The organism is Nocardia sp. JCM 38205, from assembly GCF_058222935.1.
The window spans coordinates 1-26,566 of record NZ_JBYHFL010000005.1 but is presented as its reverse complement, the minus strand read 5'-3'; the positions used below and the strand labels follow the sequence as shown (position 1 = coordinate 26,566).

General features: G+C 68.7%; 23 protein-coding genes and 1 rRNA gene. 16 read left to right on the top strand and 8 right to left on the bottom strand.

Annotation, left to right across the window (positions count from 1 at the left end):
* Positions 1-2 precede the first annotated feature (2 nt).
* The 3 genes from AC4HOU_RS18950 (at position 3) to AC4HOU_RS18940 (ending at position 3,022) form a co-directional block, all read left to right on the top strand.
* A complete protein-coding gene (locus AC4HOU_RS18950; RefSeq protein WP_490724864.1) occupies positions 3-1,094 on the top strand; it encodes a sensor histidine kinase in 1,092 nt (363 codons plus the stop codon).
* Positions 1,082-1,756 carry a response regulator gene (locus AC4HOU_RS18945; RefSeq protein WP_163813801.1) on the top strand — a complete coding sequence of 225 codons (675 nt, stop codon included), beginning with the start codon at positions 1,082-1,084 and terminating at the stop codon, positions 1,754-1,756. Before AC4HOU_RS18950 ends, AC4HOU_RS18945 begins: the two co-directional genes overlap by 13 nt.
* A 174-nt stretch (positions 1,757-1,930) precedes the next feature.
* Positions 1,931-3,022, top strand: coding sequence for a serine hydrolase domain-containing protein (locus AC4HOU_RS18940; RefSeq protein WP_490724863.1), 1,092 nt, complete (start codon positions 1,931-1,933; stop codon positions 3,020-3,022).
* A gap of 93 nt (positions 3,023-3,115) precedes the next feature.
* Here AC4HOU_RS18940 and AC4HOU_RS18935 read toward each other — a convergent pair whose 3' ends face one another.
* A complete protein-coding gene (locus tag AC4HOU_RS18935) occupies positions 3,116-3,295 on the bottom strand; it encodes a hypothetical protein (protein WP_036535955.1) in 180 nt (59 codons plus the stop codon).
* Positions 3,296-3,526: 231 nt separating this feature from the next.
* On the opposite strand from AC4HOU_RS18935, the gene AC4HOU_RS18930 reads away from it, so the two are divergent.
* The 5 genes from AC4HOU_RS18930 to AC4HOU_RS18910 all read left to right on the top strand — a co-directional run bounded on the left by AC4HOU_RS18930 (position 3,527) and on the right by AC4HOU_RS18910 (position 9,977).
* Positions 3,527-4,729: an argininosuccinate synthase gene (locus tag AC4HOU_RS18930; protein ID WP_195007349.1), complete on the top strand. Its 1,203-nt coding sequence runs from the start codon at positions 3,527-3,529 to the stop codon at positions 4,727-4,729.
* Between the two features lie 194 nt (positions 4,730-4,923).
* The gene (argH, locus tag AC4HOU_RS18925) at positions 4,924-6,345 is read left to right on the top strand and encodes an argininosuccinate lyase (protein WP_490724862.1); all 1,422 of its coding nucleotides are present in this window, start codon (positions 4,924-4,926) and stop codon (positions 6,343-6,345) included.
* Between the two features lie 125 nt (positions 6,346-6,470).
* Positions 6,471-6,794, top strand: coding sequence for a DMT family transporter (locus AC4HOU_RS18920; RefSeq protein WP_163813803.1), 324 nt, complete (start codon positions 6,471-6,473; stop codon positions 6,792-6,794).
* A gap of 265 nt (positions 6,795-7,059) precedes the next feature.
* Positions 7,060-8,232, top strand: a complete 1,173-nt coding sequence (locus AC4HOU_RS18915) for a PucR family transcriptional regulator (RefSeq protein WP_490724861.1) — start codon at positions 7,060-7,062, stop codon at positions 8,230-8,232.
* A 140-nt stretch (positions 8,233-8,372) separates the two neighbouring features.
* On the top strand, positions 8,373-9,977 hold the full coding sequence (locus AC4HOU_RS18910) for an AMP-binding protein (RefSeq protein ID WP_490724860.1): 1,605 nt from the start codon (positions 8,373-8,375) through the stop codon (positions 9,975-9,977).
* A 22-nt stretch (positions 9,978-9,999) separates the two neighbouring features.
* Here AC4HOU_RS18910 and idi read toward each other — a convergent pair whose 3' ends face one another.
* Complete coding sequence (idi, locus tag AC4HOU_RS18905; protein ID WP_280499647.1) at positions 10,000-10,557, bottom strand: isopentenyl-diphosphate Delta-isomerase; 558 nt, start codon at positions 10,555-10,557, stop codon at positions 10,000-10,002.
* 163 nt (positions 10,558-10,720) lie between these two features.
* Between idi and AC4HOU_RS18900 the strand changes: the two genes are divergently transcribed.
* On the top strand, positions 10,721-13,666 hold the full coding sequence (locus AC4HOU_RS18900) for an acyl-CoA synthetase (protein ID WP_163813806.1): 2,946 nt from the start codon (positions 10,721-10,723) through the stop codon (positions 13,664-13,666).
* A gap of 38 nt (positions 13,667-13,704) precedes the next feature.
* Here AC4HOU_RS18900 and rffA read toward each other — a convergent pair whose 3' ends face one another.
* Both rffA and AC4HOU_RS18890 read right to left on the bottom strand, forming a co-directional pair.
* Positions 13,705-14,853 carry a dTDP-4-amino-4,6-dideoxygalactose transaminase gene (gene rffA, locus AC4HOU_RS18895; RefSeq protein ID WP_490724859.1) on the bottom strand — a complete coding sequence of 383 codons (1,149 nt, stop codon included), beginning with the start codon at positions 14,851-14,853 and terminating at the stop codon, positions 13,705-13,707.
* Positions 14,850-15,848 carry a glycosyltransferase gene (locus AC4HOU_RS18890; protein ID WP_490724858.1) on the bottom strand — a complete coding sequence of 333 codons (999 nt, stop codon included), beginning with the start codon at positions 15,846-15,848 and terminating at the stop codon, positions 14,850-14,852. The genes rffA and AC4HOU_RS18890 overlap by 4 nt, the downstream gene beginning before the upstream one ends.
* Positions 15,849-16,103: 255 nt before the next feature.
* Between AC4HOU_RS18890 and AC4HOU_RS18885 the strand changes: the two genes are divergently transcribed.
* Genes AC4HOU_RS18885 through AC4HOU_RS18875 form a run of 3 tightly spaced genes read left to right on the top strand, consistent with a single transcriptional unit; the run spans position 16,104 to position 19,293 of the window.
* Positions 16,104-18,374 (top strand): hypothetical protein, encoded by a 2,271-nt coding sequence (locus AC4HOU_RS18885; RefSeq protein WP_228816008.1) that lies wholly within the window; start codon positions 16,104-16,106, stop codon positions 18,372-18,374.
* Entirely contained in the window at positions 18,371-19,054 is a 684-nt protein-coding gene (locus tag AC4HOU_RS18880) for a GtrA family protein (RefSeq protein WP_280499645.1), read from the top strand. The genes AC4HOU_RS18885 and AC4HOU_RS18880 overlap by 4 nt, the downstream gene beginning before the upstream one ends.
* Positions 19,055-19,059: 5 nt before the next feature.
* On the top strand, positions 19,060-19,293 hold the full coding sequence (locus tag AC4HOU_RS18875; RefSeq protein ID WP_163813809.1) for a Trm112 family protein: 234 nt from the start codon (positions 19,060-19,062) through the stop codon (positions 19,291-19,293).
* Here the strand turns inward: AC4HOU_RS18875 and AC4HOU_RS18870 are convergent.
* The 4 genes from AC4HOU_RS18870 to AC4HOU_RS18855 form a co-directional block, all read right to left on the bottom strand.
* Complete coding sequence (locus AC4HOU_RS18870) at positions 19,275-19,862, bottom strand: TetR/AcrR family transcriptional regulator (protein ID WP_324197454.1); 588 nt, start codon at positions 19,860-19,862, stop codon at positions 19,275-19,277. The genes AC4HOU_RS18875 and AC4HOU_RS18870 overlap by 19 nt on opposite strands.
* 122 nt (positions 19,863-19,984) lie before the next feature.
* Positions 19,985-20,779, bottom strand: a complete 795-nt coding sequence (locus tag AC4HOU_RS18865) for an ABC transporter permease (protein WP_163813811.1) — start codon at positions 20,777-20,779, stop codon at positions 19,985-19,987.
* Entirely contained in the window at positions 20,776-21,507 is a 732-nt protein-coding gene (locus tag AC4HOU_RS18860; protein ID WP_163813812.1) for an ABC transporter ATP-binding protein, read from the bottom strand. Before AC4HOU_RS18860 ends, AC4HOU_RS18865 begins: the two co-directional genes overlap by 4 nt.
* 81 nt (positions 21,508-21,588) lie before the next feature.
* The gene (locus AC4HOU_RS18855; RefSeq protein ID WP_490724857.1) at positions 21,589-23,097 is read right to left on the bottom strand and encodes a multicopper oxidase family protein; all 1,509 of its coding nucleotides are present in this window, start codon (positions 23,095-23,097) and stop codon (positions 21,589-21,591) included.
* 135 nt (positions 23,098-23,232) lie between these two features.
* Between AC4HOU_RS18855 and AC4HOU_RS18850 the strand changes: the two genes are divergently transcribed.
* The 4 genes from AC4HOU_RS18850 to AC4HOU_RS18835 form a co-directional block, all read left to right on the top strand.
* Positions 23,233-23,853, top strand: coding sequence for a DNA-3-methyladenine glycosylase (locus tag AC4HOU_RS18850; protein WP_280499642.1), 621 nt, complete (start codon positions 23,233-23,235; stop codon positions 23,851-23,853).
* Positions 23,854-23,984: 131 nt separating this feature from the next.
* Positions 23,985-24,410, top strand: coding sequence for a DoxX family protein (locus AC4HOU_RS18845; protein ID WP_490724856.1), 426 nt, complete (start codon positions 23,985-23,987; stop codon positions 24,408-24,410).
* 240 nt (positions 24,411-24,650) lie between these two features.
* A complete protein-coding gene (gene tyrS, locus AC4HOU_RS18840; protein ID WP_490724855.1) occupies positions 24,651-25,943 on the top strand; it encodes a tyrosine--tRNA ligase in 1,293 nt (430 codons plus the stop codon).
* Positions 25,944-26,445: 502 nt separating this feature from the next.
* Positions 26,446-26,566, top strand: a 16S ribosomal RNA gene (locus tag AC4HOU_RS18835); the annotation flags it as partial.

Sequence of the window (26,566 nt, the reverse complement as noted above, 5' to 3'; positions counted from 1 at the left end):
GCGTGATCGCGCACCTTCGGCATTCGTTCGAGCGTTCGTGCCGTGCTGTGGCCGGGGTGGTCGCGGGGGCGGTGGCCGCCGTCGCGGGGGCCGCGGTACTGGCCGGTGGCGGGCGGGACGCGTTGGCTCGCGCGGCGCGGCGGGATCGTGATCGGCTCGTGCGCTGGTTCGGCGCCGATGTCGTCCGCGATCTGCCGGACCGTGACCCGTCGGGGTATCTGCTCGTCCGCCTCGCCTACGGTCCGGCGGCCGGCCTCGTGGTGGCGGCGGTGCTGATCGCCAGCACCGGGTACGCGGGGTGGGGGCTGGTGCTGCTGGTTCGTGGCAGTATCCCGGCCGCCGATGGCATCGCCGCGCTCATCGTCGCCGCGATCGCGTTCTATCTGGCGATTCGGGTGGCGATGATCGTCGGGCAGTGGGATATCCGGCTGGCGCTGCGCACCCTCGGCAGCGATGCGACCCAGTTCCGGTTGCACGAGCTCCAGCGCACCAGGGCGGACGTGGTGACCGCGATCGACGACGAGCGACGTCGCATCGAACGCGCCCTGCACGACGGCATCCAGCAGCGCGCCGTCGCGCTCGCCCTTGACATCGGCCGGGCCCGGCGCACCGCCGAACGTGGCGACCAGCGGCTCGCGGCCCAACTCGACCGCGCGGTCGATCAGGCGCAGACACTGCTCACCGAACTGCGCGAGGTGGCATGGCGCATCTACCCGGCGGTGCTCGACGAGCATGGTCTCGTCGCGGCCTTGGAGGGGCTGTCGGCGCACACCTTCCTTCCGGTGGACCTCGGGCTACAGCCGGATGTCCGGCCACCGCACGATGTGGCGGCCGCGCTGTATTACGTTGCCGCCGAAGCCGTCACGAACGCGACCAAACATTCCGGGGCCGACCGGGTGGCGGTGCGGGTGACCGCCGACGATCACACCGTCACCCTCACCGCCACCGACGACGGCTGCGGCGGAGCCGACCCGTCGGGATCGGGCTTGACCGGCCTGCGGCGCCGGGTCGCCGCGCTCGACGGCACACTATCGGTGCGCAGCCCCGCGGGTGGACCGACCGTCGTGGAAGCGAGGATTCCGTGCGCATCGTGATCGCCGAGGATTCGACCCTGCTCCGCGAGGGGCTGTCCCGATTGCTCGCCGACGAGGGGCACGAGGTGCTGGCCTCGGTGGGCACTGCGGTGGAACTCGACTACGCCGTGGCGGCCGAGGTGCCCGATCTCGTGCTCCTGGATGTGCGGATGCCGCCGACCTTCTCCACCGAGGGGATCGACGCGGCCCGCAGGCTGAAGCAGCAGCATCCGGATCTGGCCGTGCTGGTGCTGTCGCAGTACGTCGAGCACCGCAATGCCACCAGCCTGCTCACCAGCGGGCTGGGCGGCATCGGGTATCTGCTCAAGGATCGCGTATCGGATGTCGACGCCTTCCTCGCCGATCTCGAGCGGGTCGCGGCGGGCGGCACCGCATTCGATCCGGAAGTGGTGCGGCAGTTGTTCACCACGATGCGGCGGGCCGACCCGCTCGCCGCCCTCACCGACCGCGAACGCGAGGTACTCGAGGCCCTGGCCCAGGGGTTGACGAATACCGGGATCGCCGACCGCCTGCACATGTCGGTGAGTGCGGTGGAAAAGCATGTGAACTCGATCTTCGGCAAACTCGAGCTGCCCAAGGACACCGACCGCAGCCGACGGGTGGGCGCGGTGCTGCTGTATCTCGAGAGTATGAACGACTCGGGGCGATCCGACCGCGGCTGAGCGCGAACACGGCCCTGGTTGTGCCCACCTTCGCCGGCGCGAGGGTGGGCTTTCGTCATTGCTGCGCGCGGCCGGGTCGCCTCCCGGCTCGACAGCGATCATGTGGAAAACCACATCCCATCGGGAGGCCGACCGCAGTGTGCGGGAGTGCCCGCATTTCTAGCGTTTTCCACTGTGAACACAGTTCTTCGACCCACACGGTGGCTCACCGTTGCCGCGCTCATCACGGTCTCGGCCCTGCTGGCGATCGTCACCTCCCGCATGGCCTTCGCCCGCGACGAGACGCTGCAGATCCTCGTCGACGCACCGACCGACGCAACCGCGACCGTGCTGACGGTGGACGGCACGGCCAGGACCGCCGGAACGCGCACCCCCGGCACGGAAGAGCCGGTCAGCGGATCCGAACATTTCCGGATCGGCAGCATCACCAAAACCTTCGTCGCGACCGTCGTCCTGCAATTGGTCGATGAGGGCCGGGTTGCGCTGGACGCGCCGATCGCGAAATACCTTCCCGGGACGGTGCGGGACGGCGATCGGATCACGGTGCGCCAGATCCTTCAGCACACCAGCGGAATTCCGGACTACATGAAAACGCCGGGATGGTCGACCAACCGCTGGCGTGGCGAGGACCGGTTCCGCGATTACCGCCCGGATCAACTCCTCCAGCAGGCCTTCACCCGGCCGCCGGACTTCGCTCCAGGAGCGAAGTTCCGGTACTCCAACAGCAATTACATCGTCGCGGGCCTGCTGATCGAGGCCGTCACCGGGCGGCCGTACGGCACCGAGATCGACCGGCGCATCCTGGGTCCGCTGCATCTGGCCGGTACCTCGCTACCCGGTTCGAATCCGCGTCTGCCCGAACCCGCGCTCCGCGCCGTCGCGGAACTCGACGGACGCCGCGTCGACGCCACCGAGCAGAACGAGTCCCTCGACTGGGCCGCGGGCGAGATGATCTCGACCCAGCCCGACCTGGCGACCTTCTTCGACGCGCTGCTCGGCGGCCGGCTGCTCTCCGAGCAGACCCTCGCCGAGATGCGGCGGACCGTCCCGATGGGATCCGGCTTCCACTACGGGCTCGGCCTCGAACGGTTCGACCTGCCCTGTGGCGGCCAGGTGTGGGGCCACGGCGGACAGCTGCTCGGCTACGTCACCTACGCCTACCGGCGCGACGACGGACGCACCTTCGGCCTGCTCGAGGTGTCGGGCTCCGACGACGGTTTCCTGCGATTCGCGGCGATGGCGACCGCGGTCTATTGCCCGCGCTGACAGCCGGGCGCCGGGTGTCGGCAGCGCGGACTGCGCGGTAGCGGCGGTGTGTGATCCGGCGCGGTGGCCTTCGGGCGCCACGCCGCAGCACCGTCAGTAGTTGCGGCCCGGCGGATACTCGGAGAAGAACTGCTGCAACAGCGGCGTCGCGACATCGAGCCCGTGCTTGGCGAGGCCGAGGGCGGCGTTGCCGAGGTTGATGACGACGAAACCGATGAGGTCGCGGTTCTGTTCGGCCAGGTCGCGGAGTGGTTCGATGATGTTGGTGAACATGGTGTCGGTCCTTCGGCATGGATGCGCATGGACACGGCCTACATTTCCACAGCGGCGAGGCGGGGCCAAGGCTCTTCGGGCAGAATCTGCGCAGGCAGCGGCCATCGCAACCCCGGTTGTGAATGAGATTGCATCATCATGCATAATCATTTGAGGCGCGAGCCGAACCGGCGACCAGCATGCTGCCCCGAGCAGCCGCGCAGACCCACACAGACTTAGGAGCACCAGATCATGTCCGATCGCGTCGTACTCGCCTACTCCGGTGGGCTGGACACCTCCGTGGCCATCAGCTGGATCGGCAAGGAGACCGGCGCCGAGGTCGTGGCCGTGGCCATCGACCTGGGGCAGGGCGGCGAGGACATGAACGTGGTGCGCCAGCGCGCCCTCGACTGCGGCGCCGTCGAGGCCATCGTGGTCGACGCCCGCGACGAGTTCGCCGACGACTACTGCCTGCCCACCATCCAGGCCAACGCGCTCTACATGGGCCGCTACCCGCTGGTGTCTGCGATCAGCCGCCCGCTCATCGTCAAGCATCTGGTGGAGGCGGCCAAGTTCCACGGCGCGAGCACCGTCGCGCACGGCTGCACCGGTAAGGGCAACGACCAGGTGCGTTTCGAGGTCGGCATCGGCGCGCTGGCGCCGGACCTGAACGTCATCGCGCCGGTCCGCGACTACGCCTGGACCCGGGAGAAGGCGATCGCGTTCGCCGAGGAGAACGCGCTGCCGATCAACGTCACCAAGAAGTCGCCGTTCTCCATCGACCAGAACGTGTGGGGTCGTGCCGTCGAGACCGGCTTCCTCGAGGATCTGTGGAACGCGCCGACCAAGGACGTCTACGACTACACCTCCGACCCGACGGTCAACTTCGAGGCCCCCGACGAGCTGATCGTCACCTTCGAACGCGGTGTGCCGGTCGCCATCGACGGCCGCCAGGTCAGCGTGCTCGAGGCCATCGTGGAGCTGAACAAGCGGGCGGGCCGCCAGGGTGTCGGCCGCCTCGACATGGTCGAGGACCGGCTCGTCGGCATCAAGAGCCGCGAGATCTACGAGGCGCCGGGCGCCATCGCCCTGATCGCCGCGCACCAGGAGCTGGAAGCGGTCACCATCGAGCGCGAGCTTGGCCGCTACAAGCGGCAGGTCGAGCAGCGCTGGGGCGAGCTGGTCTACGACGGCCTGTGGTTCTCCCCGCTCAAGCGCGCGCTCGACGCCTTCGTCGGCGAGACCCAGGAGCACGTCTCCGGTGAGATCCGGATGGTGCTGCACGGCGGCAACGTCGTCGTCAACGGCCGCCGCAGCGAGCAGTCGCTCTACGACTTCAACCTGGCCACCTACGACGAGGGCGATACCTTCGATCAGTCGCTGGCCAAGGGCTTCGTGCAGATCCACGGCCTGTCGTCCAAGGTGGCCGCGCGCCGCGATCTCAACCAGAAGTAGCCCTGTGACCGTGTGATGCCGGGCCCGCCGTCGGAGGACGGGGCCCGGCATCGCCGTGTCGGTCGCCGGATGCCCGGGCCCGCGCCCAGCGCGGGCGGGCGGTATCCGGCCGATTACCGTAGTGCTCGATGCGCCAGGCGCCGGGCCGAACAGCGCCGTACACCCGAAACCAGATCCGAGGAGACACCCACACCATGACGCAGAGCGGTGCAACCAACGAAGGTGCGCTCTGGGGCGGCCGATTCGCGTCCGGGCCGGCCGAGGCGATGGCGGCGCTGAGCAAATCGACCCATTTCGACTGGGCGCTGGCTCCCTACGACATCCGCGCCTCCAAGGCACACGCCAAGGTGCTGCACAAGGCCGGGCTGCTCTCCGACGGCGATCTCGACGGCATGCTGGCCGCACTCGATCAGCTCGCCGCCGACGTGGCCTCGGGCGCGTTCGGCCCCGCCGAATCCGATGAGGACGTGCACGGCGCGCTCGAACGTGGACTCATCGAACGCGCGGGCACCGAGCTGGGTGGCCGTCTGCGGGCCGGACGTTCCCGCAACGACCAGGTGGCGACGCTGTTCCGGATGTGGCTGCGCGATGCGGTGCGCCGGATCGCGGCGGGGCTGCTCGAGGTGGTCGACGCCCTCGTCGCGCAGGCCGGCGCGCATCCGGACGCGGTGATGCCGGGCAAGACCCACCTGCAGGCCGCGCAGCCGGTGCTGCTGGCCCACCACCTGCTGGCGCACGCCCATCCGCTGCTGCGTGACATCGATCGGCTGCGTGATTTCGACAAGCGGGCCGCGGTCTCCCCGTACGGATCCGGGGCCCTCGCGGGTTCCTCGCTCGGCCTCGATCCCGAGCAGATCGCCGCCGACCTCGATTTCGATGCCGCGGCCGCGAACTCCATCGACGCCACCTCCGCCCGCGATTTCGCCGCCGAAGCCGCGTTCGTGCTCGCCATGATCGGGGTGGACTTGAGCCGGCTGGCCGAAGAGGTGATCATCTGGAGCACACCGGAATTCGGCTACATCACCCTCGCCGACGCGTGGTCCACCGGATCGTCGATCATGCCGCAGAAGAAGAACCCGGACGTCTCCGAACTCACCCGCGGCAAGGCGGGCCGCCTGATCGGCAACCTGACCGGGCTGCTGGCCACCCTCAAGGCGCAGCCGCTGGCCTACAACCGCGATCTCCAGGAAGACAAGGAGCCACTGTTCGACTCGGTGGCGCAGCTCGAACTACTGCTTCCCGCCATCGCGGGCCTGGTCGCGACGCTGACCTTCCACACCGAGCGGATGGCCGAACTCGCGCCCGCCGGCTTCACCCTCGCCACCGATATCGCGGAATGGCTGGTACGCCAAGGGGTTCCGTTCCGCGTGGCGCATGAAGCCGCCGGTGCGTGCGTGCGTGCGGCCGAGGCTCGCGGCGTCGGTCTGGACGAATTGACCGACGAGGAGTTCGCCGCTGTCGATCCGGCGCTCACCCCGCAGGTGCGTGCGGTGCTGACGGTCGGCGGTTCGATCGCCTCACGTAATTCCCGCGGTGGTACGGCGGGCGTGCGTGTCGCCGAACAGCTGGACGAGGTGCGTGCCGCCGCGGCCGAAGCTCGCGCCTGGGTGTCCTGAATCCCGTTCGACAGCACTGCTCGCGGTGCGCGCGGCGGCTCATTGCTCGCCTGGCCGACAGCCGCTGTGCCCGAACGGTTTCGTGGCCCGGGGGAGGGGAGCGGGTCGTTCGCTAGTCTGCGGCCATGACCTTCCTCTTCCTTGCGCTGGCGATCGTGTCCGAGATCTCGGCGACGGTCTCGCTCAAACTGTCCGAGGGCTTCACCAAGCTGGTTCCGTCCGTGGTGGTCGTCATCGGGTACGGCGCGGCCTTCGCATTCCTGTCGCAAGCCCTGAAGCGGGGGATGGCGGTCGGTGTGGCCTACGGGATCTGGTCGGCTGTCGGGGTGGCGGCGGTAGCCGTCATCGGGGCGCTGTTCCTGGACGAGCGGTTGAGTCTGGTGCAGGTCGGCGGGATCGTGCTGGTGATCCTCGGCGTTGTGGCGCTGGAATTGGGTGGGGTGCACTGAGTTTCGGTTTCCGCGAGGCTTCGGTTTCCGCGAGCCGAATCAGGGCACCCAGCATTGCAAAATCTGCCTACGTAGATATGCGCATCACACTATGTCAGACACAGTTGGCCGGAATGGACCCGCCAGCTGGCCCCCCGAAGCGTGCAAGGACGGGGAAGGGTCCCGGCCGTCCACCGCGACCGGCACCGATACGCTCCGCAGCACCGCGCCCACTCGTAGCATGGGCGCCCGGACGGACCCCCGCGACGCAGCGAAGGAGTGCGCGATGCAGCCACACATCTCCGGTACCGCGCTGGCGATGCTGCACGATCGGGCGATCGCGGTGGTGGACCGGTTCGCCGCCGAGCTGCCGCTCTACGAGGGACTGCCGCAATCGTTGATCGAAGGCGATTTCCTGCACGGTTCGCGCTTGAACGTGGAGCTGTTCTTCGCCTACCTGCGCACCGGGCGGCTGCCCGACGAATCCGATACCGAGGAGATCGTGAATCTGGCGGTCGCGCGGGTGCGGGATGGGGCGCCGCTTGCGGAGGTCCTGAACAATTACCGGATCGGCGCGTCCGTGCTGCGTTCGCAGCTGGCGGAGTCGGGCTCGGCCGAGGACGTCGAGATCCTGCGGGAAGTCACCGAACCGCTGATCCAGTACCTGCTGACGGTGACCGGCCGGATCGCGGTGGCCGCCGCCGACGGTGCCCACGATCCCGGGTGGGAGCAGCGGGAACGCTCGCGCGTGGTGGCCGACGCGTTGCTCGCCGGCACCGATCCGGGGGAGTGGCTGCCCGGTTCGCCGACGCCGATCGGCACGGCATTTCACATCGTGGTGTTCCGGGTCGGTGACGGTGATCCGGCCGAGTTGACCGAGCTGCGCAATGCCATCGACGCGGCCGCGGGTTCATTCGTGCGGATGGACCGTCGCGGATGGACGGCGTTGCTGCCGTGGGACCCCGCCGTCGATGTGGAGGTGCCGTCGTCGCTGTCGGACCTCGTGCCGAAATTCGCCGCACGCACCGATTGCGGATGGTGGGCCGGTGTCGCTCGGGCGGGCACCAGAGCCGAGATCCCGGCGGCGTTCGCGCAGGCTCGGGTGCTCGCCGAGGTCGGCCGCTGCCTGGCGCGACCGCAGCGGGTGTGCCTGCTGCGGGAGTTGCCCTTGGAATACACGCTGGCGCGCAGCGGTGCGGCGCGCGCCGACCTCGCCGCGGTGCTGAACCCGCTCGACGACCAGCCGCAACTGGCCCAGACCCTCGAGCTCTACCTCGACACCGATTTCAATCAACTCGCCACCGCGCGAGCGCTCTATGTGCACCGCAATACGGTCACCTACCGGCTCTCCCGCATCCACGAACTCACCGGGTTCGACCCGGCCTCGACCGCAGGCGCGGTGCAGCTCGCCGCCGCACGGATGGCCCGTCGCATCCACAGCGGCCACTTCACCGGATGACCCCACCGCATCCGATTGGTCGTATGCCCAATCGGATGCGGCGGTTTTCGAGTGATTGTCAATTGTCGCCGCACCCCGCGCTGCGTTGTGCTGAGTGGGTTCCCCGACCGGCGAGACGAGAGACCCCTGCGATGACACGTATGACCAGCGCCGTGCGGGCCGCTGCGGTGGCAGGCCGTCAGGTGGCGGTGCTCCAGCGGGCCGGGATCATCGATGTGCGCCATCCGCTGCGGATGGCGCGCACCGCCAAGGCCGTGCGCGAACTCGGTCCGATCGCCGGAGGGGTGCGATCGGCGGCGCGGACGACGCCGGACCGGGTGGCCCTGGTGGATGCGGCCGGTGCGATCGGTTACGGCGAACTCGACCGCTGGACCGACGCGATCGCCGCTCATTGGCTCGCCCGCGGTATCAGCGCCGACAGCGTCGTCGCCGCACTCGGTCGCGATGATCGCGATCTGGTCGCCACCATGATCGCCGTCGCCAAGATCGGTGCGCGGCTGGTGTTGATGAATACCGGGTTCAGCGGCGCCCAGCTGGCGGAGGTCGCCGAACGCGAAGCGGTCACCGCCGTCGTCGGCTCCGGCGAGTTCGCCGATGTGGTGGCGGCGCTCCCGGATTCGGTGACCAGCCTCGACCTCGCGGCGCCGCCGGCCGGGGACGAGACGGTGACCGCACCGCCGGTCCCGGCCCGCGCCGGTGAATTCGTGCTGCTCACCGGCGGCACCACCGGGACGCCGAAGGGTGCGCCGCGCACCGTCCGGTCACCGCTGGCCGCAGCGCAATTCCTGGACCGGGTGCCGTGGCGCCGGGGTGCGACGATGCTGCTGTGCGCCCCGCTGTTCCACGGCACCGCGCTCTCGCAATTCATTCTCGCGCTCAATCTCGGCTGCACGGTCGTGCTGCCCGGCCGGTTCGATGCGCGGCGGGCGGTCGAGCAGATCGAACGGCACCGGTGCGACGGCGTGGTGCTGGTGCCGACCATGCTGCGGCGCATTCTCGACCTGGGTCCCGGCGAGCTGGCGAGGTTCGACACCGGTTCGGTGCGCGTCATCTTCACCGCAGGTGCCGCGCTGGCGCCTGCGCTCGGAAATCAGGCCATCGCGGCCTTCGGGCCGGTGATCTACAACTTCTACGGGTGCACCGAGACCGGCACCGCGACGATCGCCACGCCCGAGGATTGGCTCGCCGCCCCCGGCACGGTGGGCAAACCTCCGGTCGGCATCAGGGTCGCCCTCTACGACGAGCACGGGACCCGCATCGAGGGGCCAGGTCGGGTCGGCACCGTGTATGTCGGCAACGCCATCGCCTTCGCCGGGTACTCCGGCGGCGGGTCGAAGAAGACGATCGACGGCCTGATGAGTACCGGTGACCTGGGTCATTTCGACAGCGAGGGCAGGCTGTTCATCGACGGCCGCGACGACGACATGATCGTCTCCGGCGGCGAGAACGTCTTCCCCGGTGAGATCGAAGACCTGCTGTACGCGCATCCGGCGATCGCGGAGGCCGCGGTGATCGGGGTCGAGGACGCGGAGTTCGGTCAGCGGCTCGCGGCGTTCATCGTCCGGACCGGCGAGCTCGACGAGGCCGGCGTGCGTGCCTATGTGAAGGCGAACTCCGCGCGGTTCAAGGTGCCGCGGGACGTCGTCTTCGTGGACGAGATCCCACGGACCACCACCGGTAAGACCGACCGGCGCGCGTTGGCCGGGATCGACAAGGCCCACCCCCCGGCCGCGACCGACGCATGATGACGCCCGCCGCGGAAGCCGATCAGCCGGCGGTACCCGAGCCTGTCGCGATCTCGAGGACCCCACCCAGCCACGGGCTGTAGTTGTCCGGGTCCGCCGCGAGCGCGGTCCTGAGTTCCTCGGGGTCGACCCAGGCGTAATCGGCGACCTCGGCGGGATGCGGATGCGGTGTGCTGTCGAGGTGGCCGACCAGCACGTGATCCCATTCGTGCTCGACCCGCCCGGTGGCCGGGTCCTCGGCCTGGTAGCGGAACACGCCGGTCTCGCGGAGTTCGGCGCGCACCCCCATCTCCTCGATCAGCCGCACGCTCGCCGCCTCGGTGACCGAGCCACCCGGTGCGGGATGCCCGCAGCAGGTATTGGACCAGCGGCCGGGGAACCGGGTCTTGATGTGCGCGCGCTGTTGCAGCAGCACGCGTCCGGAGCGATCGAACAGCAGGACCGAGAACGCACGGTGCAACATGCCCGGCGCCCGGTGCGCCTGCGCCACCTGGCACGCGCCGACCGCGCGCCCGGCATCGTCGACCAGCTCGACGTCCATGGTCTCGCGGTCGATCCGCTGAGCGAGGGTTTCGGTCACCAACCCACCATATCGTCGGCATTTGCGCCGTCCTTGCGCGCGGCGGTCCATCATGGAACACGTCACAGCGGACACATGATCGAGGCGCGGTATGGGAAGCTCGTTCGAACACATCGGGGTGTGTGATGGGCGTCACGTTTCAGGGTAGGGCTGGGAGCGGATCGTGAAGTTGAGTGTGCAAGAGATGGCCGGATCGGTGCAGCGGCTGATGGCGACCGCGCAGAACGGTCTGGAGGTGATCCGTTTCGGCGGGCTGAGTCATGATGTGGAGTCCTCGCCGTTCGAGGTGGTCGAGCGACGCCGCATGTACCGGCTGCGCCATTACTTCCCCGACGACACCACGCCGGGGCGTCCGGTGGCGGTGCTGGTGCCGCCGCTGATGGTCAATGCCGACATCTGGGACGTGAACGCGGAAGGCGGCGCCGTCGGCATCCTGCACAACGCCGGAATCGATTGCTGGGTGGTCGATTTCGGTTCGCCGGCGATCGAGGAGGGCGGCTGGGAACGCGATCTCGCCGATCACGTTCTCGCGGTGGACAGCGCCATCGACACCGTCTGCGAGGCCACCGGATCCGGCGTGCACCTGATGGGTTATTCGCAGGGTGGCATGTTCGCCTACCAGACCACCGCCTTCCGCTACGGCAAGGGCGTGTCCAGCATCGTGACCTTCGGCAGCCCGGTCGACATCGTCGCGGGCATGCCGTTCGGCCTGCCCTACGGCCTGGCCTCCGATGTGGCCGATTTCCTGGCCGACCACGTGGTGACCCGGCTGCCGATCACCGATTCGATGGTGCGCATCGGCTTCCAGATGCTCGATCCGGTGAAGACCGCGAAATCGCGGATCGACTTCCTGCGCCAGCTGCACGACCGGGAGGCGCTGCTGCCCAAGGAACGTCAGCGCCGGTTCCTCAACAGCGACGGCTGGGTCGGCTACGCGGGCCCGGCGGCGGCGGATCTGCTCAAGCAGTTCGTCGCGCACAATCGGATGATGCTGGGCGGATTCGTCATCCGCGATCAGCCGATCTCGCTCGCGGAACTGAAATGCCCGATCCTGGCCTTCGTCGGCGAGGTCGACGATATCGGCCAGCCCGCCGCCGTGCGCGGCATCGTCCGGGCCGCACCGAACGCCGAGGTGTACGAGGCGACCCTGCTGGCCGGGCATTTCGGGCTGGTCGCGGGCAGCGTCGCCACCAACCACACCTGGCCGATGGTCAAGGACTGGATCGGCTGGGTGGAGGGCAGCTCGGCGCTGCCCGAACAGATCACCCGGATGTCGGAGCACGTGGACAGCAAACGCCCACGCACCGCCGCCACCCGCGTGGTGCACACCGCGGCCGCGCTCGCCGAGGCGGGCACCGGGATGGGGCGCGCTCTCGAGGGCATCGCGGGCAATACCGTGCGTGGTTCGCTCGAGTTGGCCGGCGAAGCCGCGCGCGCCCTGCCCCGGCTCACCCGGCTCGGCATGATCCAGCCGCACACCCGCATCTCGCTCGGCAAACTCATGGCCGAACAGTGCAAGCGGGCGCCACTGCGCGAATGCTTCCTGTTCGACGATCGCGTGCACACCAACGCCGCCGTCGACGTGCGCATCGACAATGTGGTGCGCGGCCTGATCTCGGTGGGCATCCGGCCCGCCACCCGCGTCGGCGTGGTGATGGAGACCCGGCCCAGCGCGCTGGTCACGGTGGCCGCGCTGTCGCGGCTCGGCGCCGTCGCGGTGTTGCTCGCGCCCGGCAGTGAGTTGCGCGGTGCGCTCGAGCAGACCGGCACCAAGATCCTCATCTCCGATCCGGAGAATCTGCGGCACGCGGCCGCGACCGGGCATCGGGTGCTGGTCCTCGGCGGCGGTGACGCGCGCGGGCTCGATATCCCACTCGGCGATGACGTCATCGATCTGGAGCAGGTGGATCCGGCGAAGGTGCGGTTGCCCGCGTGGTACCGCCCGAACCCGGGGCTGGCACGGGAGCTGGCGTTCGTCCTGGTCACCGGCACGGGAGACCGGCTCGACATCAAATACATCACCAACCACCGGTGGGCGCTGTCGGCGTTCGGTACCGCGTCGGCGGCCGACCTCGACCGCCGCGACACCGTCTACTGCCTGGCGCCGCTGCATCATTCGTCGGGGCTGCTGGTGAGCCTGGGCGGTGCGATCGCAGGCGGTAGCCGGATCGCGCTGGCGCGGTCGCTGGACCCGGCGCGCTTCGCCGAGGAGGTGCACCGCTACGGCGTCACCGTGGTCACCTACACCTGGACGATGTTGCGCGACATCCTCGACGCGCAGGTCTTCCCGGCCGGACACCGGCATCCGATCCGGTTGTTCATCGGCTCGGGCATGCCCGCCGGACTGTGGCGGCGCACCACCGAGCAGTTCGCGCCCGCCCGGGTGCTGGAGTTCTACGCCTCCATCGAAGGCGATGTCGTGCTGGCGCATGTGTCGGGCAGCAAGCCCGGCTGCAAGGGCAGGCCGGTGCCGGGCACCGCGCGCGTCGAACTGGTGGCCTACGACCCGGTGACCGAGCAGATCGAGGTCGACGAATCCGGTTTCGCCCGGCGGTGCGCCGACAACGAGGTGGGTCTGCTCATCGGCTCGGCCTCCGAGGGCGTCGATCTCTCGCGCGGCGGCCTGCGCGGGGTGTTCACCGCTGGTGATTCATGGATGCCGACCGAGAATTTGTTCCGCCGCGACTCCGACGGCGATTACTGGTTGGTCGACCGGACCGATACGGTCATGCTCACTCCGCGCGGGCCGGTGTTCACCCAGCCGATCGTCGATGTGCTCAACGACATCACCGCCGTCGATATGGAGGTCGCCTACGGGCTGCCGGTGCGGGATCGCACGCTCGCGGTGGCTGCGGTCAGTGTGCGCGACGGATTCCGGTTGGAGCCCAAGGACGTCACCGAGGCGTTGCGCGCGCTCGATCCGCGGCAGCGCCCCGATCTGGTGTACGTGGTGGACGACATCCCGCGCAGCGCGTCCTACCGGCCGTCCACCCGTGCGGTGCAGGCGGCGGGGCGGCCGCAGCCGGGGCCGGGTACCTGGTGGTACGACGCGGGCACCGAGTCCTACGAGGTGCTGACGGAAACGGCCGCGCGCGAACTACTCGGCTGAGCTCGGCGAGCCCGGGGCCGCGGGGCGGTCCCGGGCGTTCAGGCGGTGAAGGCGGTGAAGGCGGTGACCGCGTCGACCACCCGCTCGATCTGGGAATCCGCGAGCATCGGCCACAGCGGCAAACGCACGATGGTGGCGGAGAATTCGGCGCTGCGCGTGCACGGCACCGGCGTGCGGCCGTACTTCAGGCCCGCGGGGCTGGAATCCAGCGGCACGTAGTGGAACGGTGCGACGATGCCGCGCTCGGCCAGCTGCCCGATCATCGCGTCGCGGGCATCTTCGGTGGGCAGCCGCAGGTAGAACAGGTGCGCGGTGTGCTCGCGGTCGCCGGGTACCCGCATCAACCGGACGTCGTTGCGGCGCGCCCAGTCCGGCAGTGCCGCCGCGTAGGCATTCCACACGCGGTGGCGCCCGGCCTGGATGCGATCGAACTCGGCCAGCTGCGCATCCAGCACGGCGGCGTTGAGTTCGCTGGGCAGATAACTCGATCCGATGTCCTGCCAGGAGTATTTGTCCACCTGCCCGCGCAGGAACCTGGCCCGGTCGGTGCCCTTCTCCCGGATGATTTCCGCGCGGCCCATGAGGATCTCGTCCGAGAGCAGCAGCGCCCCGCCTTCGCCGCAGTGCACGTTCTTGGTGTCGTGGAAACTCTGCGTGCCGAGGGTGCCGATGGTGCCGAGCGCCCGGCCATGCCAGGTGCCGCCGAGACCGTGTGCGTTGTCTTCGATGATTTCGAGCCCGTGCTGGGCGGCGATATCGAGCAGCGGCGCCATCTCCGCGGCGACTCCGCCGTAATGCATCACCAGCACCGCCTTGGTGCGGGCGGTGACGGCCGCGGCGACCGCCGCCGGATCGATATTGCCGGTCTCCGGGTCGATATCGACGAACACACAGGTCGCCCCGCGCAAGGCGATGGAGGTGGCGGCGGAGGTGAAGGCGAAGCTGGGGACGATCACCTCGTCGTCGGGGCCCAGTTCCAGCAGCAGCGCCGCCAATTCGAGCGCGTGCGTGCACGAGGTGGTCAGCAGTGCGTGCGGGCTGCCGGTGATGGCCTTGATCTTGGCGGTGGCGGCCTTGGTGAACCGGCCGTCGCCGTGGCTGTGGTCGGAGTCGAGGACAGCGCGCAGATTCTCCAGTTCGGCGCCGGCACGGTAGGGCCTGCTGAAGATGATGCGGTCGGCGTTCACGATGCGGCCCCCTCGCGGGCGTCGGCGGTGACCTCGTCGCCGCGCGGCGGCGGGGAGGCGACGGTCAGATATAACGGCTTGCCCACCAGGATATGGAGTGCGACACCGAGATATTCGGCGATCAAACCGAGCGAGAACAGCACCGCACCCGAGCACAACAGCAGCACGACGATGATCGAGGCCCAGCCTTCTGGATCATTGTTGTCGCTGGTCAGGGCGGTGTAGATGATGACGGCGGCGAGAATTCCGCCGGCCAGCGCGAGCGTGATCCCGAGCAGGCTCACCAACCGCAGTCCGCGGGTGCCGGTGCACAGCACCATCTTCCAGAACAGCGAGAACAGCCGCCGATAGTTGTAGCCGGATTCTTCGCGGCCTTCCGCGCGCAACGTCACCGGCACCGTCACCGTGGTGCCGACCACCCAGGTCAGCGCGACATCGAGGTAGACGCCGTTGGCGGCGACGTCGGCGAGCTGTCTGCCGATATCGCCGCGGATCAGCCGGAAGCTTTCGAACCGGGTCGAATCGGGGAAAGCGAACACCGTCGCCAGCACGATCTTCGCGCCACGCGAGGTGAGATTGCGCAGGAAGCCGTGCGGGCGGGTGTTGGTGGGCTTGGAGTAGACCAGGTCGGCGCGGCCGGCCAGGGCGGCGTCGAGGAACGCGGCGATGCAGGCCGGATCGTGCTGGCCGTCCTCGTCCATGGTGACGATCCATTCGCCGCGCGCGGCCGACATGCCGGCGATGGTCGCCGCGTCCTGGCCGAAGTTGCGGCTCAACCACACCACCCGCACCTGCGGGTACTCGCGGCGCAACTGTTCGAGGACCACGTCGGAGCGGTCGGGACCGTGGTCGTGCACCAGCACGATGTCGTCGACGACGAACGCGATGCCGTCGGGAGTGAGCGTCGGCCGCGACAACCGGTCGAGTTCACGCACCAGCGCGGCGATGGTGTGTTCGCCCCGGTACACCGGGACCACGACCGACACCGAACGCACGGCGGCGGAACCATTGGCCGAATCCGACTCCCGAGCCGACGCGGCGGTATCCGGAGCTGACGCCGGCGGCTGCGAAGGAACCGGCTGGGAAGGAATCGGCATTGGCGAGATCGACTTTCGATGACGGTGCACGTGCCGGTACTCGTCACGGATGGGTGAGCCCGAGCCGCCGTGAACAATAACACGGGGTCGCGGCCGCGCCGCCGACCCGATTCGCCGGTGCGTCATCGGGTCCGCGACCGGCCGATGCGGGGCATGTATGGTCTGGAACTCGTGGTGGAAAGTCGAGCCGGTACCCGGTCGGACGTGTTCAGGTGGGGCATCATCACCGCGGCCGGGGTGGTCGTGGCGTATCTGGCGGTGCTCGCCGCCAACGTCCGGCATTTCTACACCGACGACACCGAATCGCAATACGCCCCGCTGTGGGTGATGACCGGCCGCTACCTGCGCGAAGGCCGTTTCCCGGCGATGGTGCCCGAACACTGGCTGGCCGGCAACTACACCATCGAGGAAGCGGGGCTGCTCAATCCGCCGCAGCTGCTGATCGATCTGATCGCGCCCTCGGTACCCGATATCGGGCTCTACGCCACCATCGTCAAGCTGATCTTCGCGGTGATCCTCGGTCTCGGCGTGTACCGCGTCGCCCTGGCCTACGGCGCCGGCCCGGCTTGGTCCGCGGTGGCGGGCGTGTCGTTTCCGTTCACCGGTTTCCTCCTGTTCTTCGATGCCGCCAGCTGGATGACCGCGTTCACCGGCACGGCGTGGCTGGTGCACGCCTGGGCGTCGGGGGTGCGGTACGCGCGCGGGCGCGGCGGCCCGATCCCGGTATTCGTGTTCTTGTACCTGGCGATCTCGGTGCAGTACATCTTCCCGGCGGTGGAGGCGGGGGTGGTGATCGCCGCGGTGGTCGTCGGCGAGGTGATCTACCAGCGGCGCTGGGGTCCGTCGCTGCGGCTCGCGATGGTCGCGGGCTGTGCGGCGCTGGCCGGTCTGGCGACCTATCTGCCGAGCCTGTTGACCGCCGACGTCACCTGGCGCGGCGCCGACGAGATCAAGAACGACCCGTTCCTGACGGTGCCGTGGTCGGAATCGCTGAACGCCAGCCTGCCGAGCACCCTGCCCGCGTTCACCTCGTGGTGGGGTTTCGTGCAGCCGTTGCCGATGGTTTACATCGCCTGGTTCCTGATTCCGGCGCTGGCGTTCATCGATTGGCGTCGCGCGGCCGGTGCGGCAAGGGAACTGAGTGCCGTCGGCGTTGTCACCGTGGCCGCGCTGCTGTGGACCGCGGGTCCGGGCACGATGGGTCCGCTGCGCTGGCCGGCGCGGGTGCTGCCGATGGTGGCGCTCGGCCTGCTGCTGCTGGTGTGCGTGCTGCTGGGCCGCTACGGCACCACCGCGGGATGGCGTCGACGCGGGATCGGCGCCGGGCTGCTGATCGGCGTGCTGTTGCTGCGCTCGCTGGCGGCGGCGCCGTCGGAGGCGGTGTGGCATATCGTCTCGGCGCTCGGGGTCGTGATCCTCGGCGCTGCCGTGGTCTGGCTCGGCCGCACCCGCGGCACCGCCCTGGCCTGCGCGCTCAGCATCATCGCGGTCGCGCCCATCGCCTATCTCCAGGTGCGGGCCGCGCAGCCCACACCGATGAGCTGGAACCTGCCGGCCGACCGGGACGAGGCGAAAGCGGCCTTCCCCGACTTCGCTGGCACCACACTGCAACTGGGTGAGCGCGGGCTGATCCAGCCCGGCCAGAACACCCTCGACGGCGCCTACGGTTCGCTCGTCTTCGGCAATTACGCCAAGGATCTGGAACTGACCTACGTCGGCGGCTACACCCCGAACGGGCACTTCTACTTCGGTGAACTGCTGTGCATGCGCTGGGACACCAGCGTCTGCCCGGATGCCTACCGCCGCGCCTTCGCCACCGAACCCGACACCGGCCGCACCTTCGTCGACCTGATGAAGATCGATCGAGTCGTGTTGCAGCGCGCCCTGTTCCCCGACGCGCGCTCGCAGCCCGCGCCCACCGGCTGGAAGTGGGTCGACTACCCGGGCCACGAGGATTACATCTGGGTGCTCGAACGCGAGAACGGGCCCGTCTCCACCGTCAACGGCCGCATCGCCCACACCGACGGCGTCACCGCCACCTCGCTCGGTGAAACCGATCTGACCAGCCGGGTCCGGGTCGACTCCGCTGACGGCGGCAAGGTCGTGTTCGCGCGGCTCGGCTGGCCCGGCTATCGCGCGAGCCTCGACGGCCGCGATGTGCCGATCAGCGTCGTCGCGAAAACGTTCGTCGCGGTGCAGATCCCGCCGGGCACCCAGGGCGCGGAACTGGTGCTGAGCTGGCGTCCGCCGGGCTGGAAGATCGGCGGCGCGGCCATTGTCGCCGGGCTGCTCGGGCTCGCCGTCATGGAGTGGGCCTACCTGCGTGGACGCCGCCGTGACAAAGAAGAACCGGCCGAGGGCCTTCCGGCAGAACCAGAAGCACCCGAACCCGACCGACCCGACCTCGTGGAAGCCCGCCCGTGAGTGGCGTCCCGACCCGGCCGGACCCGCATCAGCCGGGCCGGGTGCACAACGGCGGGATACCTGGGTTCGGCACCGCGGAGCCGGCGCCGGCCGCGCCGCAGCCCTCAGCGCCCAGGAGACAACTGCTCGCCGACACCGCCGACGGACGCGCCCGGGATGCGGGTGCCGTCGAGCCCGGCTCTGGCGCGTCGAGTGATCGGGCACCGGACCATTTGCCGGGCACCGCGAACACCGGTCGAACGCCCGAGGCAGACGGCATCGTGCCGGCCGATCAGGGCCCGCTGCTGCGCCTGGTCCGCCGTCAGGAGCTGGCCTTCGCCGTGGTCGGCGCGTTCAATACGCTGCTCGGCATCGTGCTCACCGTCGCCTGGCTGGCGATTCTCGGCGATGGGGTGCCGCCCTCGGTGGCCGTTGTCGCGGCCTATTGCCTCAGCGTCGTCGTCGCCTTCGTGCTGCACCGGACGCTGGTCTTCCGGGTGCGCGGGCGGCTGCTGCGCGATTTCCTCGCCTTCGTCGCGGTCAATTCCGGTGGGCTGCTGATGAACGTTGTGCTGCTCGAACTGGCCGTGACGGTGCTCGGATTCCCGGAGAAACCGGCCGCGGTGGTGGTGATGGGATTCGTTGCGGTGGTGAGCTTCTTCGGCCACCGTCATATCTCGTTCCGGCGGCGGGTAGGTTAGCCCTCATGCCGGAGGAAACCACCGTCGACCCGACTCTGCTCAGCCTGCTCGCCTGCCCGCAGGACAAGGGTCCGCTGCATCTGGTGCGCACGGGTGAGGGCGCGAGCGTGCTCTACAACCCGCGCCTGCGCCGCGCCTACCCGATCGACAACGGCATCCCGGTGCTGCTCATCGACGAGGCCCGCGACGTCGATGACGCCGAGCACGAGAAGTTCAGCGCTCAGTTCGCCGAATCCTGAATCCCGGGCGCGCCGACGGCCGGACGATCGGCGCCGAGCTCCCCGGTGAGATAGCGCTGCACCGTCGGCCCCACCAAGGCAACCAACTCGGGCAGCGGCATCGTCGCTATCGGTTCCAGCATCGCGATCTTGCGTGCGACCAGAATCCCGACCATCTGTGACGCGGCGAGATTCGCCCGCACCCTGCCGTCGTCGTCGGGCGTCGCGATCCGGGCACGGATGCGCTCGAGGATGACCTCCATGAGGAAGGTGCGGGTGAGCTCCGGCCCGCTGCCACCGAGGAAGCTGCGCACCACCGCGATGACGCCGGCCCCGGCCGGGGAATCCCAGATCCCCACCGCGGTCCGCACCAGGGTGTCGCCGAGCTGATCCAGCGGCGTGTCGTCCATGGCACGCAGAATGATCTCGGGATCGACCGGGAACTGCACCACCGCGGCGAACAATTGCTGTTTGGTGCCGAAATAGTGATGGACCAGCGCCGGATCGACGCCGGCGTCGGCGGCGATCGCCCGGATCGAGGTCTTGTCGAATCCGGTGTCGGCAAAGCGCGCGCGGGCCGCCTCGAGGATGGCCTGCTTCGCGCCGGATCGGCCCGGCCTGCGTCCGGTCCGCGTCGTGTTGGCTGTCCCGCGCGTATCGGCGGGACGCTCGCGGCGCGTTCGCGCGGCACCACTTCCTGGTGTCGCCGCGCTCACGGGGTACGCCGCCGCAGTGTCGCCGCCCCGAGAATCAATGCCACCACCGCGAATCCGGCCACGATCGCCAGATCCCGCCACATCGCGCCGGTGGGTTCGGGGTGCACCGACACCTGCTGCAACGCGTCGACCGCATAGCTGAGCGGCATCACATTGCTGATCGCCTCCAGCCAGCCCGGCAGCTGATCGCGCGGCACCAGCAGCCCGCACAGGAAGATCTGCGGCGCCACCACCACCGGCATGAACTGCACCGCCTGGAATTCCGTGCGAGCGAACGCGCTGGCCAGCAGCCCGAGCGCGACCCCGAGCACCGCGTCGAGCACCGCGATCAGCACCACCCAGCCGGGGCTGCCCGCCGCGTCGAGTCCGAGCAACCCGAACGACACCAGGCAGGCCGTCACCGCTTGCGCCGCGGCCGCCGAGGAGAACGCGGTGCCGTAACCGCCGAGTAGATCGAGTTTCGACAGCGGGGTAGTGAGCAGCCGCTCCAGCGTGCCCGAGGTGCGTTCGCGCTGCATGGCGATCGCGGTGATCAGGAACATCACGATGAACGGCAGGATGCCGAGCATGCTGATGCCGACCCGGTCGAACAGCGTGGTGGCTTGGTTCGGCGCCTTCGGGGTGTCTTTGTAGATGAAGTACAGCAACGTCATCAGCAGGGCGGGTACGACGAGGATCATCGCCACCGTGCGGTGGTCGTTGCGCAGTTGCCGCAGAATGCGGGTGGTGGTCGCCAGGTACGGGCGCAGCGTCTTCCGGCGGGCCGGGACGCGGTCGACGACGGTGCTCATGCTGTCTTTCCCATCGTGATCAGGCTCAGGAAGGCCTGTTCGAGATTTTGTTCGCCGGTGTCGGCCCGCAGTTCGTCCGGACTGAGCTGGGCCAGCAGGTTGCCCTCGCGCATGAGCAACAGCCGATCGCAATGCTCGGCCTCGTCCATGACGTGGCTGGACACCAGCAGGGTGGTGCCGCCCGCGGCCAGCTCACGGAACTGCTTCCACAGGTCGACCCGCAACACCGGATCCAGCCCGACGGTCGGTTCGTCGAGCACGAGCAGTTCCGGCGCGGCCACCAATGCGCAGGCCAGCGAAGCGCGGGTGCGTTGCCCACCGGACAGTTCGTCGCCGCGTTGATACTGGTGGTCCAGCAGGCCAACCGCCCCGAGCGCTTCGTCGATATCGCCGCGATCGGCGCCGTACAGCGCGGCGAAGTAGGCGACGTTATCGCGCACGCTGATATCGGAATAGATGCTCGGCGATTGGGTGACGTACCCGATGCGCTTGCGCAACGCCGCCGATCCGGCGGGCAGGCCGAGCGCCTTGATGTCACCGGCGGCGACGATCTGGGTGCCGACGATGCTGCGCATCAGCGTGGTCTTCCCGCATCCCGACGGCCCGAGCAGCCCGGTGATCGACCCGCGCGGAATGGTGAGTGACACGTTGTGCAGCACGTCGCGTCCGCCGCGGCGAACGGTGAGGCCGTCTACTTCGACGGCAGGCGATGACGGGATCTGCGACATGGCCGCCTCAATTCATCGAGTGTTGAATTCACTATGTGATGAATTCTGCGCCGCTGCTCGCGCAAGCGCAATGGGCGCTGGTCAATGCCCGTGCACCGGCGGCGTGCCGGCCACACCACCCGGCTCCACGACGACGAACTGGCCCATCATTCCGGTGTCCTCATGCCAGAGCAGATGGCAGTGATACATGTACGGCGTCTCCGGGTCGGCCGGTCCGTCGAAGCGCAAGGCCAGCCGCACCGAACCACCCGGCGGCAGGAACACGGTGTCCTTGGGACCCGACAGGTCCACCGGCGGCGGCGCCCCGTCGCGTTCGAGCACCCGGAACTGCACATCGTGGACGTGGAAGTTGTGCGGCATCCCGTCGATATTGCGGATCGTCCAGATCTCGGTGCTGCCGCGCGTCACCGCGAAATCGACGCGGTCCATCGCCATCGCCTGTCCGTTGATGGAACCGAAACTGAGGTCGAACGCACGCTCGGTTGCACCCGCCACGTCGATTCGGCCGGGCGGCATGAGGGTGGCCGGCAGTGGGGGTGAGGGCCGCAAGGTGGCGGCAGCCCGGAATTCCATGAGGTCGAACGTGTCGTCGCCGCCGCTGAAGCGCTGGGTCCAGAAACTCAGGCCGGCATCGAGCGGATAGCTGCGCAGGACGGCGGACGCGCCCGGCTCGAATCGGACGACGATCTCGGCCCGCTCACCCGGCGACAGCCGGATCCGGTTCAGCTCGGCCGGCCGTTCCAGCAGCCCGCCGTCGGTACCGATGAGCGCGAATGGGCGATCGTCGGAGAAACCGAAAGTGTAGGTGCGCGCGGTGGAGGCATTGAGCAGGCGAAGCCGCACCAGCTCGTCGCCGACCACGCGGTACGGCGTGAGCGAGCCGTTGACCATGGTCTGATCTCCCAGAAACCCCACGTCACGGAACATCGCGTGGCTGCCGTCGAACTCGTCGCCGCGGAATTTCACGTCCTGGACGATGATCGGCAGGTCGTCCACCCCATAGGTGCGCGGCAGCGTCGCGGTGGCCGCCGGGTCGTCGAGGATGAACATGCCTGCCAGTCCGCGCCGCACATGCGATTCTGTTTCGCCGTGCGGATGCGGGTGGTACCACAGGGTCGCCGCTGGTTGATCGATCGTCCACTGCGGCGTCCATTCGGCGCCGGACGCGACCATCTGATGCGGGCCGCCGTCCATCGCCGCGGGCAGATGCATACCGTGCCAGTGCACTGTCGACGCATCCGGCAGCGCATTGCGCACCCGGACCCGCACTGTCTCACCGCGCGCCGCACGCAACGTGGGGCCGAGGTAGTCGCCGTTGAATCCCCAGGTCTCGGTGAAGCGCCCCGGCCGGAACTCCGTGCGACCGGCCTGCATCTGCAGGTCGAACACACGGGCGCCGTCGGCCGCGATCCGGGAATCGGCCAACGGCGGGATCGGCAACTCGTCGGTGAAGTCCACGCTGCCGACCGTCGAGACATCGGCCCGCTGATACACGAGCGTGACGCCGCCTCCTATGGCGAGCGCCGCGACCGAGAGTGCCGAAACGACGGTGATGATCAGACGGCGCACCGCCCGCGACCTGCGAAACATAATCTGACGCTAGGGATTACCCGCCGGTCGGCACATCCGGGAACGTCCCTGACAGCGGCCCCGTTTCCACCCTGACGCGACCCCGACATCGGTCTGTGCGCGAGCCGATTCCACTCGGCTGGGAGAATCCAAGGGGTGAGTGCCGAGGAACTTGCCGTCGAACCGCTGGCGGCCGCGCGTCGAGTGCTCGGCGCGACGCTGTGGTCGGGCCCGGTGGGCGTGCGCATTGTCGAGGTCGAAGCGTACGGGGGTGATCCGGCGGGGCCGTGGCACGATCCGGCAGCGCACTCCGGGCGGGGCCGCACCCCGCGCAGTGCGGTGATGTTCGGCCCGCCGGGCGTGCTGTATGTCTATCTCAGCTACGGCATGCACACCTGCGTCAACGTCACCAGCGGCCCCGACGGTGTGGCCAGCGCCGTGCTGATCCGCTCCGGTGAGGTGGTCGCCGGCGAGGACGTGGCCCGCACCCGCCGCGCCGCCGCCCGCAACGGGCACGACCTCGCGCGTGGGCCAGGGAATCTCGGCAGCGCACTCGGAATCACCTTGGACGACTACGGAACCCGGTTGTTCGACCCGGAATCGCCGATCCGGCTCGAGCTCGGCCCGGTGCTGGATCCGGCCGCGATCGCCGTCGGCCCGAGAGTCGGTGTGAGCCTGGCCGCCGACCGCCCGTGGCGATTGTGGCTACCCGATTCCCCTGCGGTCTCGGCCTATCGGCGCAGTCCGCGCGCTCCCCGCGCGGAACGCAGCGCCTGACCTCGGACAACACACGGCGAGAGGGCCGGAAAAAAAATTTCTCGGCCGATGCGATGAATTCCGCGAGAGGTCTCCGTCTTCTCTGGTGAACGCGCTACCAACCCGGCGCGCACGACCAGAAGGAAAACGACATGACCGCCAACATCGCCACCACCGCCACCGCCCACCGCCCCGGCACCATTCGCAACCGCGTCCTGTGGACCTTGCAGATCGTGCTCGGCCTGTTCTTCATCATCGCCTCCGGCGGCCCGAAGCTCGTGATGCCGCAGTCGCTGGTGGACAATGCCCCGGAGAACCTGACCATCCCGATCGGACTGCTGATCTTCATCGGCGTGGTCGAGGTCGCCGGTGGTATCGGGCTGATGGTGCCGAAGCTGAGCGCCCTGGCCGCCGCGGGCCTGTCCGTGCTCACCGTGCTGGCCGCCGCCACCCAGGCCTTCATCGCCGACGCTCCCGAGATGTCGATCTTCCCGCTGGTGCTGGCCGCGATCTTCGCCTGGATCGCCTATGAGCGCCGCGCCACCATCGCCGACCTGCGCACCGCAGTCTCGCGATGACCCGACCCTGAGCACGACCGGCGATCGGTAACCACCGATCGCCGTGTCGTGCTTTCGGCGATCGATCATGTGTCGGGTTGGCGCTGATCGGTCCGACGGCCATCTGGTCGCGATGCCCTCGGGCGTCGTACCAGGTGGCCGTCGCCGTCCCGGTCGCTTCGCCGAGTGACGCGCAGGTCACGGATTTGCCCCGGGACCTGCGCATCGGTGCTGGACCGCCGTACGGAAAGATGAGACGGCGTGAGCGGCCACATCATCGACGAACTGACCTGGCGCGGCTTGATCGCGCAGTCCACCGACCTCGACGCCCTGCGCGCCGCGCTGGCCGAGGGCCCGCAGAGCCTGTACGCGGGGTTCGACCCCACCGCGGCCAGCCTGCACGCCGGTCATCTGGTGCCGCTGCTGGCGTTGAAGCGTTTCCAGCGGGCCGGTCATCGGCCGATCGTGCTGGCCGGCGGCGCCACCGGGCTCATCGGTGATCCGCGTGACGTGGGCGAACGCACGATGAACTCCGCCGACACCGTCGCCGAATGGGCCGGGCGCATCCGCTCGCAGCTCGAACGTTTCGTCGACATCGACGATTCGCCGACCGGCGCGATGATCGTCAACAACATGGACTGGACCGGTCAGCTCTCGGCCGTGAACTTCCTGCGCGATATCGGCAAGCACTTCTCGGTCAACGTCATGCTCGCCCGCGACACCGTCAAACGCAGGCTCGACGGCGAGGGCATCTCCTACACCGAGTTCAGCTACATGCTGTTGCAGGCCAACGACTACCTACAGCTGCGCCGCAACCATGGCTGTGTGCTGCAAGTCGGCGGCTCGGACCAGTGGGGCAACATCATCGCGGGCGTCGAGCTCAACCGCCGCGTCGACGGCGCGCACGTGCACGCCCTCACCGTCCCGCTGGTGACCTCGGCCGACGGTAAGAAGTTCGGCAAGTCCACCGGCGGCGGCAGCCTGTGGCTCGACCCGGAGATGACCAGCCCCTACGCCTGGTACCAGTACTTCGTGAACACCGCCGACGCCGACGTCATCCGCTACCTGCGCTGGTTCACCTTCCTCGACCGCGAGGAACTGGCCGAACTGGAACAGGCCACCGTCGAACGTCCGCATGCCAGGGAAGCGCAGCGCCGGCTGGCCGCCGAGATGACCGACCTGGTGCACGGCCCCGAGCACACCCGCTCGGTGCAGCTGGCCAGCCAGGCCCTGTTCGGTCGTGCCGACCTGCGCGAACTCGACGAACCGACCCTCGCGGCGGCGCTGCGCGAGGCCGCCGTCGACGGCACCGTCGCCGAGGTCGTCCCCGGCCAGCCGAACACGATCGTCGACCTGCTGGTGGCCTCCGGACTGTGCGAAAGCCGCGGCGCGGCCCGTCGCGCGGTGAACGAGGGCGGCGCCTCGGTGAACAACGAGCGCGTCACCGATATCGAGTGGACCCCCGAAGCGGGGGACTACCTGCACGAACGGTGGCTGGTGTTGCGTCGCGGCAAGCGCAACTTCGCCGGCGTACTGCGGGCGGCCGGAAATTGATCTTGGTGGCCTGAGTCACATCCATGTGATTCAGGCCGTTTCCTGGCCCATTCGCACGCCCCTGACCTGCATGAACCGCCCGCTGACGTGGCGATTTGACGTGGTGTTCTCCGCCGCGTAACTTATTCAACGTCAGAGCGACACGGACACCGACCCGGAGCCCACAGGGCCTGGGAAACGAGGTAGGACGAGGAGCGCCTGACGAAGCAGGTCCAGCCGGTGTTTGACTCCGAGTCATGGACTGGCTAGGATAGAAAAGTTGCCTCACAGAAGCCCCAGATAGAACCTGGAGTGGATGTGTGTGCGCCTGTTCTTTGAGAACTCAATAGTGTGTCGATGAATGTCAGTGCCAATAATTTATTGGTTCCGGCCTCGCATACCCCCGTGTGTTGGGGTCGGACATTTAGTCAGCAAATCTTTTGCTGGTGTTTTGTTTTGCCAAGGTTTTCGGACTCTGGTTAATTCTTCTGATTGCACCCCTTGTGGGTGTGATTGTGAGTCTTCAACGGAGAGTTTGATCCTGGCTCAGGACGAACGCTGGCGGCGTGCTTAACACATGCAAGTCGAGCGGTAAGGCCCTTCGGGGTACACGAGCGGCGAACGGGTGAGTAACACGTGGGTGA